At 37.9% G+C, this 14,068-nt stretch carries 13 protein-coding genes; all 13 read left to right on the forward strand.

What is annotated here, in order from left to right; genetic code table 11:
- The first annotated feature begins 3 nt into the window (after positions 1–3).
- The 13 genes from ACFOWM_RS00150 to ACFOWM_RS00210 all read left to right on the forward strand — a co-directional run bounded on the left by ACFOWM_RS00150 (position 4) and on the right by ACFOWM_RS00210 (position 14,017).
- On the forward strand, positions 4–1,140 hold the full coding sequence (locus ACFOWM_RS00150; protein WP_379705307.1) for a glycosyltransferase family 4 protein: 1,137 nt from the start codon (positions 4–6) through the stop codon (positions 1,138–1,140).
- Between the two features lie 3 nt (positions 1,141–1,143).
- The gene (locus tag ACFOWM_RS00155) at positions 1,144–2,052 is read left to right on the forward strand and encodes a glycosyltransferase family 2 protein (RefSeq protein WP_379705310.1); all 909 of its coding nucleotides are present in this window, start codon (positions 1,144–1,146) and stop codon (positions 2,050–2,052) included.
- 90 nt (positions 2,053–2,142) lie between these two features.
- Positions 2,143–3,459 carry a glycosyltransferase gene (locus tag ACFOWM_RS00160; protein ID WP_379705313.1) on the forward strand — a complete coding sequence of 439 codons (1,317 nt, stop codon included), beginning with the start codon at positions 2,143–2,145 and terminating at the stop codon, positions 3,457–3,459.
- Positions 3,456–4,496, forward strand: a complete 1,041-nt coding sequence (locus ACFOWM_RS00165) for a glycosyltransferase (RefSeq protein WP_379705316.1) — start codon at positions 3,456–3,458, stop codon at positions 4,494–4,496. The genes ACFOWM_RS00160 and ACFOWM_RS00165 overlap by 4 nt, the downstream gene beginning before the upstream one ends.
- Before the next feature lie 39 nt (positions 4,497–4,535).
- Complete coding sequence (locus tag ACFOWM_RS00170; protein ID WP_379705319.1) at positions 4,536–5,813, forward strand: hypothetical protein; 1,278 nt, start codon at positions 4,536–4,538, stop codon at positions 5,811–5,813.
- Complete coding sequence (locus ACFOWM_RS00175) at positions 5,810–6,709, forward strand: hypothetical protein (RefSeq protein WP_379705321.1); 900 nt, start codon at positions 5,810–5,812, stop codon at positions 6,707–6,709. Before ACFOWM_RS00170 ends, ACFOWM_RS00175 begins: the two co-directional genes overlap by 4 nt.
- A gap of 31 nt (positions 6,710–6,740) precedes the next feature.
- Positions 6,741–8,042: a hypothetical protein gene (locus tag ACFOWM_RS00180; RefSeq protein WP_379705324.1), complete on the forward strand. Its 1,302-nt coding sequence runs from the start codon at positions 6,741–6,743 to the stop codon at positions 8,040–8,042.
- A complete protein-coding gene (locus ACFOWM_RS00185) occupies positions 8,042–9,127 on the forward strand; it encodes an acyltransferase family protein (protein ID WP_379705327.1) in 1,086 nt (361 codons plus the stop codon). Before ACFOWM_RS00180 ends, ACFOWM_RS00185 begins: the two co-directional genes overlap by 1 nt.
- A 15-nt stretch (positions 9,128–9,142) precedes the next feature.
- On the forward strand, positions 9,143–10,318 hold the full coding sequence (locus ACFOWM_RS00190; RefSeq protein ID WP_379708253.1) for a glycosyltransferase family 4 protein: 1,176 nt from the start codon (positions 9,143–9,145) through the stop codon (positions 10,316–10,318).
- Positions 10,319–10,392: 74 nt separating this feature from the next.
- Entirely contained in the window at positions 10,393–11,808 is a 1,416-nt protein-coding gene (locus ACFOWM_RS00195; RefSeq protein WP_379705330.1) for a hypothetical protein, read from the forward strand.
- Positions 11,805–12,926 (forward strand): glycosyltransferase, encoded by a 1,122-nt coding sequence (locus tag ACFOWM_RS00200; RefSeq protein WP_379705333.1) that lies wholly within the window; start codon positions 11,805–11,807, stop codon positions 12,924–12,926. Before ACFOWM_RS00195 ends, ACFOWM_RS00200 begins: the two co-directional genes overlap by 4 nt.
- Positions 12,898–13,482, forward strand: a complete 585-nt coding sequence (locus tag ACFOWM_RS00205) for an exosortase/archaeosortase family protein (RefSeq protein WP_379705336.1) — start codon at positions 12,898–12,900, stop codon at positions 13,480–13,482. Before ACFOWM_RS00200 ends, ACFOWM_RS00205 begins: the two co-directional genes overlap by 29 nt.
- Positions 13,469–14,017, forward strand: a complete 549-nt coding sequence (locus tag ACFOWM_RS00210; protein WP_379705339.1) for a WcaF family extracellular polysaccharide biosynthesis acetyltransferase — start codon at positions 13,469–13,471, stop codon at positions 14,015–14,017. Before ACFOWM_RS00205 ends, ACFOWM_RS00210 begins: the two co-directional genes overlap by 14 nt.
- Positions 14,018–14,068: the final 51 nt, after the last annotated feature.

A 14,068-nucleotide genomic window follows, 5' to 3' on the forward strand; every position in this document is an offset into this window, starting at 1 on the left:
ACGATGCAGGTATATCATTTTCATAATGGCGGTGGTGGGGGTGTGTTGGCTGTTATCAGTAATTTGATACAGTACCAACCCGAAGGAATGGTGTCCCAACACATCATCTATACCATTAATCAACAGCAGCATCCACAATTTGAAGTGCCTGTAATACCTGGTGTTGCATCTGTAACCGTATTTTATTACCAACCCCAATGGAACTTTTATTATACCTGTAAACAGTTAGCACAGTTAATACCAAGTGATGCCTTGTTGGTAGCACATGACTGGCTAGAGTTGGCGATGGTGGCTATGTTGGGTTTACCACACCCCGTAGTAATGATGGTACATGGTGATTATGCTTATTATTATGATTTAGCAGTAAAGCATCAAGCGCAGGTAAATGGTTATTTGTGTGTAGCTGCCCCTATTGAAAGTCGATTGAAAACATTGTTGCCTCAAAAAGCAGTACATCGTATTTGGTTTCCGGTACCAGACATTACCTTTTCGCCTCAGCCCTTTCATAATACCACTTTGCAATTATTGTTTGCAGGTAGGTGTACACCAGAAAAAGGCTATGATATATTGCCATTGATAGATGCTGCTTTACGAAAAGTTGGTATTGCTGTACAATGGTTCATTGCTGGCGAAGGCGCAGCAGCTGCAGCGGCACAGGGTATTTGGTTGACCGATGCCAATGTACAGTTTTTAGGAAAATTGCCTGCTGCTACATTGTATCGTTACATGCAACAAGTGCATGGTTTGGTGCTGCCATCATTAGCAGAGGGGTTACCCGTAGTATTGGTAGAAGCCATGAAGGCTGGTGCCATTGTATTGGTTAATGATTTACCTGGAGGTGTTGCTGAAGTAGTGCAAGCGCCTGAAAGAGGTTTTACTATTCCACAAAATGAAGTTAACGGTTATGTAGCAGCCATTCAGTATTTATTACAGCATCCTGAAAAAGCAGTTGCTATTCAGCAAGCAGCCCATACATATGTACAAACATATTTTGATGCACACCGCAATGCAGCAGCTATTATTGCGTTATTGCAAATGTATGCTCGTAGTACACAAATACGCATTCCTCAAAAATTATATGGCAGCAGGTTAGACCAGCCTTGGCTTCCTAATTTTATTGTACGATTGTTAAGAAAATAGTTCATGGAGTTACCTTTAGTTAGTGTGTTAATGACGGCCTATAATAGGGCAGCTTATATAGGAGCCGCTATAAAAAGTGTGCAAGCTAGTAGCTATACACATTGGGAGTTGATTATTACGGATGATTGTTCAACAGACGGAACGGTGGCGATATGTGAGCAGTTTGCTGCTGCTGATGCAAGAATAAAATTGTACCGAAATCCCCATAATTTGGGCGATTATGGTAATAGAAACCGGGCTGCTTCTTTAGCAACGGGTATATATTTAAAATACGTTGATGCTGATGATATGATTTATCCGCATACCATTGCAGCAATGGTACAGGCGATGGAACAACATCCTAGTGCAGCGTATGGTTTTAGTTATTTTGGTCCGCCCAACGATGCTATTCATTTTCCAAGGTTGTTTACACCACAGGTTGCATATCAAACCCATTTTTTAGTGCAATCATTTTTTTATGCTGGTCCGGGTGGTGCCATCATTCGTAAAGCAGCTTTTGATGCAGTAGGGGGTTTTAGTGGCAAACGTTATGTAGGCGATACTGAATTATGGCTGCGTTTATCAGCCCAATATGATTGTGTGCAGTTTTGGCCAGCCCTGCTTTGGTGGCGGCAACATGATGCGCAGGAAAATAAATATGAGCAGCAAGATTACCAAGCGTTGGTAAGTAGGCATTTGTTGGTGATGGATGCATTGTCGCAAGCCCAAGTACCGCTTGATGCCGCAGCAATAGCAAAGGCAAAGCGGAATTTTATTAGGATTTATTGCCATAAAATCATTCGTTTTATGTTAACGGGTAATTTTACGGCAGTAGGTATATTGCTCAAGGGCTATAAAGTAAGTGCGCTGCAACTAATTCAATCATTATTGCCCGTAAATAAATTACAACGTTTGATAGGAAAGGGGCAATAGTGAAATGTTTTTTACGTCATTATTAGTTTCTTAATAATTGATAATCATCTTTTTTAATTTTTTGTATCTGTTTCCAACCAATCTACTGCATTGAAAATTGTTCAAGTATTACAGCATTTTTTACCACAGCAAACTGCTGGTACAGAAGTGTATACCTATGCATTGAGTAAGGCTTTACTACAGCAAGGCCATGAAGTGACTGTAGTGATACCGGGTTATGGTGCCACTGCTACCACTCAATATGTGTATGAGGGTATTACGGTGATACAATATGCCGAACCATCTGTTGTAGATAGGGCATTGATTATGGGTGAAAGAGCACCTGATGGATTAACAAATTTTACAGCAGTTATTAAAAATGTATCACCTGATTTGGTGCATTTTCAAGCAGTTGGTGGCAGTAATGGTGTTGGTATATTGCATGTTACAGCCGTACACTCCATGGCAATACCTATTGTAACCACACTTCATTTAGCTGGGTACAGTTGTATCAGCAATAACTTATTGTTTAAAGATGCTGTTGTTTGCGATGGTATAATTGATGTATATAAGTGTAGTAGTTGTGCTTTACACCAAAAGGGATTGAGGGGTGCAAAATTATCAATGGTACATAGCTTAGGTACTTTAATGTTTAAAGCAGGCTTTAATAGCATTGGTTGGGGTAATAGTTTGGGTACTGCTTTGGCACACCCTTTTTTAATACAATCATTACAACACAGGTTATTACAACTTGCACAAATGAGTAGTAAGTTGGTGGTACTTACCAAATGGTACCAACAAGTTTTATTGCAAAATGGGGTAGCAGCATCCACACTAAAATTGATACAACAAGGGCTGCCAAGTAGTAGTAGCTTTACTGCAACACGTACGCATTCAACCACTTTACGGTTGGTATTTGTTGGTAGAATAGGTGCATCGAAAGGGTTACATCTTTTATTAAAAGCAATGCAAACGTTACCCGTTGGTGCTGTGTCGCTTTCGGTGTATGGGCCAGAAACGGAGCCAGATTATGTAGCCGAATGTAAGGAAATGGCACAGCATTTACCCGTTACATGGGGTGGTATCATCAACGCTGGTGCAATGGTAGCAACATTGCAAGCATACGATTGCTTGGTATTACCATCGGTGATTTGTGAAATGAGTCCGTTAGTAATTCAAGAAGCTTTTGCAGCAGGTATACCCGTTATTGCTTCCAACGTATATGGCAATGCCGAACAAATAACGGATGGCGTTAATGGGTGGCTGTTTGATTTTAATAGTGCCACATCTTTACAACAAAAAATACAATTACTGATACAAACACCTGCTTTACTGGAAACTGCTCGTACACAAATACCTGCCGTAACTCATTTTGAAACAGTTGCTCATCAGTACCAACAATTATATAAAAGCATATTGGCTTTATGAAGATATTAATAGTGATGGATCCGGGGATTTTGATACCGGTACAAGGGTATGGCGGTCACGAACGTTTGGTCGATATGTTTGCACAAGCCTATCAGCAAATGGGGCATGAGGTAGATTTGTTAATCACTAATGGCTCTACTGTACCGGGTTGTAGGGTGTATGGATATGGGAAAGTTGGTTTTCCGCCAACCAAAAAAGATGCACAAAAAGCGATATTTACCGCATGGCGGTTTTTATGGAAGCGTAGAAAGCAATATGATTTGATACATAATTTTGGTAGATTATTATACCTATTGCCCGTATTACCATTTAAGGTAAAAAAAATAATGACTTATGGTAGAGAAATTACTAGTGGTAATATACGCATGATACAGCGGTTACCGCATCGGCAATTGGTATTTACTGGTTGTAGCACCAATTTAATTGAAAGAGCAGGGGTTACAGGTAATTGGCATACAGTATACAATGCTATACAATTTAATAAGTACCAACTTGTACCCATTGTTGCAGTTGATGCTCCTTTAATGTTTTTAGGAAGAATTGAAAAGGTAAAGGGTTGTCATACGGCTATTGCTGTTGCAAAAGCAACGCAGCAACGATTGGTAATTGCCGGTAATGTATCGCCATTGGCAGATGAGCAAGCTTATTTTGACACTGAAATAGCGCCGCATATTGATGGTACACAAATTCAATATATTGGTGCCGTAAATGACGCACAAAAAAATGAATGGTTGGGTAAAGCCAAGGCTTTATTAATGCCTATTGAATGGAACGAACCATTTGGAATTGTAATGATAGAAGCGATGGCTTGTGGTACACCCGTCATTGCATTTGAGAAAGGCTCCGTAACGGAGGTGGTTGATGAAGGTATTACAGGTTTTAAAGTAGCGCATACTGAAGGTATGATTGCTGCTCTAGAACAATTATCGGAATTTGATAGAACAGCTTGTAGGCAACATGCAGCAGCACGTTTTGATGCTAAGGTAATTGCACAACAATATTTAAGTTTGCATGCATCAGCTACCCCAACAAATTAATAAGTCAGTTAACACCCAGTTTTTTTTTAGAAAACTTTCATGCAGCCTCAACAAACAACTGGTAACATTGTATTGGTAACATCGGGTCAACCGAGTGCCAACCCTCGATTGGTAAAAGAGGCTTTGTCATTGGCTGATGCTGGTTATCAAGTTACGGTATTGTACGTACCTATTTCACCTTGGGCCACGGCATTGGATGATGCTTTATTTGCAACGCATCGCAACATTGATTGGAAACAGGTAGGGCAAAATGCTGAAAATGCTCCGTGGCGGTATAAATGGCTTCGATTACAAAGTAAATGTTATGGGTGGTTGTTTCGTTTAATGGGCCCTCATTTTAGGTGGGCTAGTTATGGGCAAGCATTGTATGCAAAGGCATTGCTTAGTGCAGCTTTGCAAATAAAAGCTACACATTATCGTGGTCATAATTTAGGGGCATTGCCAGCGGTGGTAGCTGCGGCAAAGCGATATGGTGCTACGGCCTCATTTGATTTTGAAGATTACCATAGGGGTGAATCCGCTGAGGGAACGTTGGCACAACAACAAGTCGTTGCAATTGAACAGCAATTTGTACCAGCCTTATCATGGGCAACAGGTGCAAGTCCGTTAATTACTGAAGCCTATCAACAGTTGTTTCCTCAAGTGCCCATAACCACGGTACAAAATTGTTTTACAAAAGCATACGCTTTGCCAACTGTTACAACCATACCGCAAGTGCCTTTACAATTATTTTGGTTTTCGCAACATGTAGGCAAAGATAGGGGGTTGGAGACCGTTATTGCCGCTATGAATTTATTGCCAACACAGCCCATTGTATTGCATTTGTTGGGTAATGTAACACCGGCTTTAAAATTATATTTTAATGGATTATTGCGTACAACAAATAGCCATTTGCAGCAAATAATTTGGCATGCACCTGTTGCTGAAGCCGCTATTGTTTCATTGGCTAGTCAATGCCATATAGGGTTGGCTTGTGAAGTACCCCATATAGCCAATAGAACGGTTTGTTTAACCAATAAAATTTATATGTATTTATTAGCAGGTAATGCTATTGTATATTCACAAACCAAGGCACAACAGCAGTTTTGGGAACAGTATTCCGATACTGGTTGTACCTACGCACCTTACGATGCAGCTGGTTTGGCAGCTATTTTGGCTAACTATGCAACAGATGCGCATTTATTACAATTGCACCGAAAGAACTCTCATGCATTGGCACAAGAGCGTTTGCATTGGGAAGCGGAACAAACTTCTTTTTTGCAACTAGTCGCTGCATCTATTTCTTCACCTTCTACTTACGCTACTACATCAATATGAAGATTGCTATCACCGTTAATAAAACGGATGTTTGGTTTTGTAAAATATGCGTTGCAAGCATACGCTATTATTATCCTGATGTGCCTATTTATTTGATCAAAGATGAGTTGAATGGTGCTTTTTCAACCCAAGAAATTGAGCGGTATTGGCAGGTATCATTGATTCAATTTGAAGCTAAAAATTTTGGATGGGCAGCTGCTAAAATATTTTTTTTAACCGACGAACGATTTAAAGGCGAACAGTTTTTGGTAATTGATGCGGATATTGTGTTTACAGGAAAGTTGTTAGATGTATTGATGCCATTGGCTAACAAAGCTGATTTGGTTGTATCGCCTGAACCTACTGAAGATCCAACGGCAGATTGGGTAAAGAAAACTTATTTTGATATGGGAGTGGTGAACGCTACTTTTCCGCAATATCAATATCCGGGTTACTTTTTTAATACTGGTCAGTTGGTTGTTACAATTGGTTGTATGCCCAAGGCAGATATAAGTTACTTTTTTGATTTTGATGGTTATCCACATTGGAAACGTTTACAAGATTTTCCGTTGGTAGATCAATCGATGTTGAATGTATTGGTACCTATTTGGGAGCAGTCGCAACAATTAGTAGTTGATGCCACAACGCCATTTATGTTATGGAGTGAAGCTGCAGTAACCCAAACATTAACTTTAGCGGGGGTTAAAGAAGGCAAATCTCATCCGCAATTAATACATTGGGCAGGTGCCTTGCGTACACCGCAATTATCATTGATGACCAGAAGTGATATTTTACAATTTTTTGAGTCATATTATTATAGTCGTATTCCATTTGGAAGCATCACATCTTTACTACGTAAATGCCCAGTAGTTGTAAAAAATGGTTTACGTAGCTTGTATCGTACTATTAAAAAGTGATTTTTATTGATGACCACATAACTATATTTTTTTGAAAAAAGTTCTCATTATATATCCACATTTTCCTCCTTCAAATTTAGCAGGGGTGCATCGGCCAAGGTTGTTTGCACAACATTTACCATCATTTGGTTGGGAGCCAATTATACTCACTGTTGCTGAAAAGTTTTATGAGGAAGCGCCTGATTATAATTTGGTGAAATTATTACCTGCTCGTTTACGCATTGAAAAAGTAGCTGCAATGCCAGTCACCAAACCTAGGTTGGTAGGCGATATAGGTTTGAGGGGTTTTTTACCATTGTATAAAAAAGCGAAAGCCATCATTAAGGCAGAGGTCATTGATTTTATATACATTCCAATACCTTCTTTTTATGGGGCTTTATTAGGGAGAAGGTTGCATGCAACAACGGGTGTACCTTATGGCATTGACTATATTGACCCTTGGGTACATGTGTTTCCGGGTAGTAATAAGGTATTGAGTAGGCATTGGTTGAGTACCCAATTAGCCAAATTTTTAGAACCTATCGCAGTAAAAAAGGCATCATTAATAACAGGTGTAGCAGCAGGGTATTATAAACCTGTGCTTGAAAGAAACCCCCATTTAAAAACACAAGCTGTTGTAGGGGCTATGCCTTATGGTGGCGAAAAAGCTGATCATGCTATTGTACCAAGTTTGTCAATTACGCCATATTTATTTACAGCAGAACAAGGTATTTTTAAAATGATGTATGCAGGAGCCATGTTGCCTAAAGCCTATGAACCATTAGAAGCTATATTTAAGGCTATATCGGCTAATAAAGCAGCATTCAGCAACGTTCAGTTTCATTTTGTAGGCACAGGTAGTAGGGCGCTAGATGATCAGAGTTATACCATAAAACCATTGGCTGAAAAATATGGTTTGTATAATAGTATTGTATTTGAATACCCAAAGCGAATTCCTTATTTAGATGTATTGGTCCATTTAAATATTGCCAATGGTATTTTTATTTTGGGTAGTACAGAACCTCATTATACCCCTAGTAAAACCTACCAAGCTGTATTAAGTGAAAAGCCATTGTTTGCAGTATTGCACCAACAAAGTACGGCTGTTGCAATAGTGAGGCAATCAAATGCTGGAGTTGTTTTGGCTTTTGATGGTGCTGCAGGTGTTGGTACTATAACCGCTGATTTTATCACACATTTTATGGCTTACCAACAATTTGCTTCCACTTACAATATTGCACAAGTAGATATGCAGTTATTTGAACAATACAGTGCTAAAAACGTAACGGCTGCTTTGGCAAATTTGCTTGATAAAGTGGTGCCAACTGCTCAACCCTCATCTACTCAACATTGATGTTAGCCTCATCTAAACGATTAGGTGTTATTGATGGTTGGCGTGCCATAGCTTGCATGGGTGTGTTGTATATTCATGTAATGGGCCTGTTGCAGCAACCAACTTGTTTTATTGCTGGTATAGATGTTTTTAAAGTATTGAGTATATGGGGTAATGGTGTTCATTTGTTTTTTGTAATCAGTGGCTTTTGTTTTTATTGGGTAATGCATGGCAAGCAACAATGGGATATTGCTGCATTGATTGGATTTTGGAAAAAACGATTGTTACGTATTGCACCTGCATTTTATGTTGCTTGTATGGTTTATGCTTTGGTTTATTTTAAAACCATCAACAGTGCCGTATTGTTTAAACTAGCATGTAATTTTTTATTTATTCAACCATATGTACATGGTGCAGAAATTGCAGGTATTTTTTGGTCGTTATCAGTAGAGTGGTTTTTTTATATTGGGTTACCCTTTGTATTTATGGCCATCAAAAAGTGGGGATATCGAATAATGTTGGGGCCGTTGCTGCTGTTATTTATTTTGCTCAATTTGGCTCATTATAAAGGGTTGCTCTATAACAATGATTTTGCATGGTACTACACCATCATGGGTAATTTTGGTCATTTTGTTTGGGGTATCATCATTGGACGATTGTACCAAACATCTAAAGCGACCACATGGCCTTTTAAAAGTTGGGTCGGTTTTATAGTAGGGTTGGTAATTGCTTACATGGGTAAAGTGTTTTATTATAGTGCATGGGTTACCAAAATGGGAACATTTGGATTTTTGTTTGAAACTATTGGTCCTCTATTGATGACATTTGGCTTTGCTTACATGATTTTGGTATCATTACAACATCCCACTATTGGAAAAATAATTGGTAACAAATATTTGGCATTTGTTGGTAAAATTTCATTTAGTTTTTATTTGTGGCATGCACTGTTACTCGATGTTTGTTTTGGTGTATTTCAACAATATTTACCTAATGGTCCGTTACAATTGGTAAGTTTATATATACTTACAACATTGGTGATCATACCCATTAGTTATTTGAGTTATTGGTTGTTAGAATCATTTTATTTTAGGTTACAAAAATCATAAACGCTTTATATTTTGATGGCTCGATTAGCTATTATAACCACTCATCCTATACAATACAATGCTCCGTTGTTTCAATTATTATCGCAACAACAAGGCTTGGTTGTAAAAGTATTTTATACTTGGGGTGCACAGGCTGCTACAGCAAAGTACGACCCTGGTTTCGGCAGTACCATAGCGTGGGATATACCTTTATTAAGTGGATATGAATATGAATTTGTTGAAAACGTAGCTACTAACCCTGGTTCTCATCATTTTAAAGGAATTGATAATCCTTCATTAATAAAGTTGGTGATGCATTGGCAACCAACTGCTGTATTGGTGTATGGTTGGAGTTTTAAGAGTCACTTACAATTGATGCGTTATTGTAAAGGAAAAGTACCTGTATTGTTTAGGGGTGATTCAACTTTACTTGATGAAACAGCAGGCATCTCCATCAAAAAAATAGTGCGCAGGTTTTTTTTGAAATGGGTGTATAGGTATGTAGATAAAGCACTGTATGTTGGTACGCATAATAAAGCTTATTTTTTAAAACATGGTTTACAGCCACAGCAATTGGTATATGCGCCACATGCAATAGATAATGATCGTTTTATGCATGAAGATGCGGCATTGCAAGCCACAGTAGCCGATTATAAGAATCGTTTACAGCTTGCAGCAACTGATATTGTACTTTTGTTTAGCGGAAAATTGCAACAGAAAAAAGATCCTTTTTTTATGGCTACTTTAGCTGCCCAACTGCCCAATCGTAGGTTAAAGTTTTTGATTGTTGGAGATGGTGCACTTGCTGCTGCATTGCAAGCCCACACTTGCAATGATGATCGTTTTCGGTTTTTGCCATTTCAAAACCAGGCTATTATGCCTGCTATTTATCGTTTGGCTCATTTGTTTGTATTACCTTCCAAAGGGCCGGGTGAAACTTGGGGTTTAGCTATCAATGAAGCATTGGCTTGTGGGGTTCCTGTAGTAGCATCGCAACTATGTGGTGGTGCTATTGATTTAATTACTGAAAACAATGGTTTGTTGATAGATGTGCAGCATGCAACTGCAGCAATTGCTGCAACCAAAGCATTGGTTAACAAAATGCTAGAAGGTACTATTCATTTTGATGCGGCTACAATACAACATAGTTTGAATAACAAACATCATTATCAGCATATTGTTACAGCCATTTTAAAAACGGTGAAGCCATAACATATCAGTATTTTTGTGCTGCTTGCTAATTGGTAAAATAGTTTGAGCAGTATTTAAAAGAGTGTAATATATTCATGCAAACAAAGGTTTATTTTGATGATGGTGCTAAAAGTTTCTTGATCATATTTTTATTGAGTCAACTTTTTTTTACCAATGGGATTTTGCTTTTTGGAGGCATGTTGGTTTTTTATATGTTGATGGTACGTTTACAGCAACCGTTTAAACCATCCGTATTTACCATTATTTTAATATACCATTTTATACAAATATCAGCTGGGGTATGGCAAAGTAATTATTTAGGAAAAGATATTAATTACCGCAGCGATAGTACCATGACGGCCACTATTGCTAGTTATGCAGGTTTAATATTTTTATTTGGACCTATTATTTATTATCAAAATAAAATTCCTGCTCTTAACCTCCAAAAGCTCACCAAACATGCTGATAGGCTCTCCATTGATAAAACATTTAATGTTTACTTAGCTACTTTTTTTGGTATGGGTGCATTACAAGGTATTGCCTTTGCTGTGCCTGCTTTAACGCAAATTATACTTTCATTAACCAATTTAAAATGGTTTATGTTTTTATTGTTTGCTTTTCAAAGCATCATAAAAAATAGGCGCCGAAAAGAGCTGTATTTTTTTATTGGGTTGGAGTTTGCATTGGGGTTTTTCAGTTATTTTTCTGAGTTTAAAACTATTATATTTTTTGTTGCTTTTTTGGCACTTACTTTTTTAACGGTAGTAAGGTTGAATAAATTATTGATTGCTGTGGTGGCCATGGTATTTTTGGTATTTGGTGGTATTTTCTGGACGAGTATTAAAGATGAGTACCGTAGTTTTTTAAACAAAGGAAGTAAGTCGCAAACCGTGCAGGTTGAAAAAGGGGAGGCGTTAGATAAATTATTGGAATTATCTGATAAAAGAGCCGAAACAGGTTTTACCCAATCAACTGTTAACTTTTTAGATCGTTTACAATACACTTACCATTTTGCCAAAACCATCGATCGGGTGCCTAGGGTTATTCCTTACCAAGATGGTACCAATTGGGGAAATACATTACTATTTGTAGTAACACCCAGGGCTTTAAATGCTGATAAAGGAGTTTATGATGCATCAGTAAAAGCATCAAAATATACTGGTATTCAATATGCTGGTTTGCGTAAAGGGGTATCCGTTAGTTTAGGTTATTTTGCTGATGGGTATATTGATTTTGGCATTTTTGGCATGTACATCCCGTTGCTGATTTTAGGCTTTATTTATGGTATCATCTACTTTTATTTTATAAAAAATGCCTCTACTAATTTTATATTTAACTACTCCATTGTAGGCGCTATGTTTATGGGGTTATTTGCATTTGAGTCAGATAATATTTTTGTAATCGGACAGATATATGTGAACCTAGTGGTGTTTTATTTGTTGAAAGTGTTTGTTTTCCCTAAACTGTTGGCTTATATACAAATGCCATTAAAGCCATTGGTTACGTCGTGAAAATATTCATTACTATACCATGGTTTACACCAGCATTTAAAGCTGGGGGCCCCATACAATCTATTGCCAATATGGTAGTAGGGTATGCGCCTGCTAACATTCGCTATTATGTATTTTGTAGCAATAAAGATTTAGACGGCACAGCTTTAACAGGTATTACCACCGATTGTTGGATTGATTTTAATGACCATACTAAAGTTTGGTATAGCAGTGTAACATCAAACACTAGTAACCAACTTCATGCGGAAGTATCAACAATAGCACCTGATGTATTATTTGTAATAGGCTTGTTTGATTGGTATTATAATATTGTGCCGTTGTTGTTTTGCAAAGTACCGCTCAAAATTTTATCGGTAAGGGGTATGTTGCATGAGGGTGCTTTAACACAGAAGCGATTTAAAAAGCAGGTATTCATAAAGGCGTTACAGTGGTGGGGCATTCAAAAAAAAGTAAAATTTCATGCAACCGATGCTGTAGAAGCACAGTTTATTAAAAATATTTTTGGTCTTACCGCCCAAGTTAATATTGCTGCTAATTATCCGCAACTATTGGCTGCCCAACCATTAGCGGTAACCAAACAACCTGGTACTTTGGTATTGTGTAGCATGGCACTGATAAGTGCAATGAAAAATCATTTATTAGTATTGCAAGCATTGCAACAATGTACCAGTGCTATTGATTATCATATTTATGGTCCCGTTAAAGATGCTGCCTATTGGCAACAATGCCAGCAAGTTATTTTACAAATGCCTGCTCACATTAATGTAATGTACCATGGTGCTATCGCAAGTGACGCCGTTGCAGCAGCCGTTGCAGCATCGCAGGTATTTATTTTGCCTAGTAAAAGTGAAAATTATGGTCATGCCATCATTGAAGCTTTGCAAATAGGTAGGCCAGTAATCACAAGTGAACACACACCTTGGCAGCATTTAGCGAATGCTAAGGCTGGCGAAAATGTACCCTTAACGGTAGATGCTATTACAGCAGCAATTGAAAAATTTGCCAATATGGATGCTACCACTTTTCAAGAGTATGTAGAAGGTGCGGCTGATTATGCTGCTTATGCAATTCAACAACATCAATTAGATAATGCCTACCAACGATTATTTAAAGCATAATCTTCAAAAAAAGATTACACGTTTCACCCTCATTTTTTTGTTGGTGTTGGCTGTATGTTATTTTGGTATGCGCTGGCTTACTGGTGCCACGGTAGAGGGTGGGTATTATAATGAGTTTTTAGCTACTTATTTTAACGTAACAAGTTGGTTAAGGGCTTCTATTTTAAACAGTACAAGGGCTTTGTTTCATTTATTTGGTGTTGCTACTATACAGGTAGATGATTATGTGGTAAAAACGGTAACAGGTAGGGGTATTAAATTGGTATATGGTTGCTTGGCCATTGGTATTATGAGTTTTTGGGTAGCATTTACAGCAGCTGTACCTGCAAAATGGTCGATGAAATTGCGTTGGATGTTAGGCGGTTTATTATTGATTTGGTGTTTGAATGTTTTACGTATATCAATGGTATTGTGGGCTAATTATGCTCACTGGCATTTTCCATTTGGGTGGGATCATCATACATGGTTTAATATTATCACTTATATTGCCGTTTTATTAATGGTTTATTTTTTTGATAAGCAATCACATTTTTTAGCAACAGATGAAGCAGGTTGATTTAAGTACGTTTAACAATCAATGGTACCAACCGGGTAGCCCTATCAAACGGCTGCTTTGGTATTTTATCAATGTGGTGTTTTTTAAATCGAGCTGTTTTCCTTTTTATGCCCTTAAAACATTTTTATTACGTTTATTTGGTGCAACCGTAGGTAAAGGGGTTTGTATAAAACCTTGTGTAAATATTAAGTATCCTTGGTTGTTAACTATTGGCGATTATGTATGGATTGGCGAACAAGTATGGATTGATAATTTAGCCAAAGTAACCATTGGTAACCACGTATGTATTTCACAAAATGCATTGTTGTTATGTGGTAATCATGATTATACTAGTACACAATTTGATTTAATTGTAAAGCCCATTGTAATTGAAGATGGTGCTTGGATAGGTGCCCAAAGTACCGTTTGTGGTGGTGCACATTGTGCAACACATACTGTGGTAGCTTTAGGGGCTGTTTTAGTTGGCGATACTACTCCTTACGCCATTTATAAAGGCAATCCTGCCGTAAAAGTGAAAGACCGGGTAATAGTTTAGGTCACTTTTTTATGTCCCCCTTTTTTAGATTAAACTTTGTAGTAACTTCAC

This window comes from Ferruginibacter yonginensis (genome assembly GCF_042651465.1).
Lineage (GTDB): Bacteria > Bacteroidota > Bacteroidia > Chitinophagales > Chitinophagaceae > Ferruginibacter > Ferruginibacter yonginensis.

Coding starts and splice junctions, on each gene's coding strand:
- ACFOWM_RS00150 (WP_379705307.1), top strand. CDS start 4: ATGCAGGTATATCATTTTCATAATGGCGGTGGTGGGGGTGTGTTGGCT.
- ACFOWM_RS00155 (WP_379705310.1), top strand. CDS start 1,144: ATGGAGTTACCTTTAGTTAGTGTGTTAATGACGGCCTATAATAGGGCA.
- ACFOWM_RS00165 (WP_379705316.1), top strand. CDS start 3,456: ATGAAGATATTAATAGTGATGGATCCGGGGATTTTGATACCGGTACAA.
- ACFOWM_RS00170 (WP_379705319.1), top strand. CDS start 4,536: ATGCAGCCTCAACAAACAACTGGTAACATTGTATTGGTAACATCGGGT.
- ACFOWM_RS00175 (WP_379705321.1), top strand. CDS start 5,810: ATGAAGATTGCTATCACCGTTAATAAAACGGATGTTTGGTTTTGTAAA.
- ACFOWM_RS00185 (WP_379705327.1), top strand. CDS start 8,042: ATGTTAGCCTCATCTAAACGATTAGGTGTTATTGATGGTTGGCGTGCC.
- ACFOWM_RS00190 (WP_379708253.1), top strand. CDS start 9,143: ATGGCTCGATTAGCTATTATAACCACTCATCCTATACAATACAATGCT.
- ACFOWM_RS00195 (WP_379705330.1), top strand. CDS start 10,393: ATGCAAACAAAGGTTTATTTTGATGATGGTGCTAAAAGTTTCTTGATC.
- ACFOWM_RS00205 (WP_379705336.1), top strand. CDS start 12,898: ATGCCTACCAACGATTATTTAAAGCATAATCTTCAAAAAAAGATTACA.
- ACFOWM_RS00210 (WP_379705339.1), top strand. CDS start 13,469: ATGAAGCAGGTTGATTTAAGTACGTTTAACAATCAATGGTACCAACCG.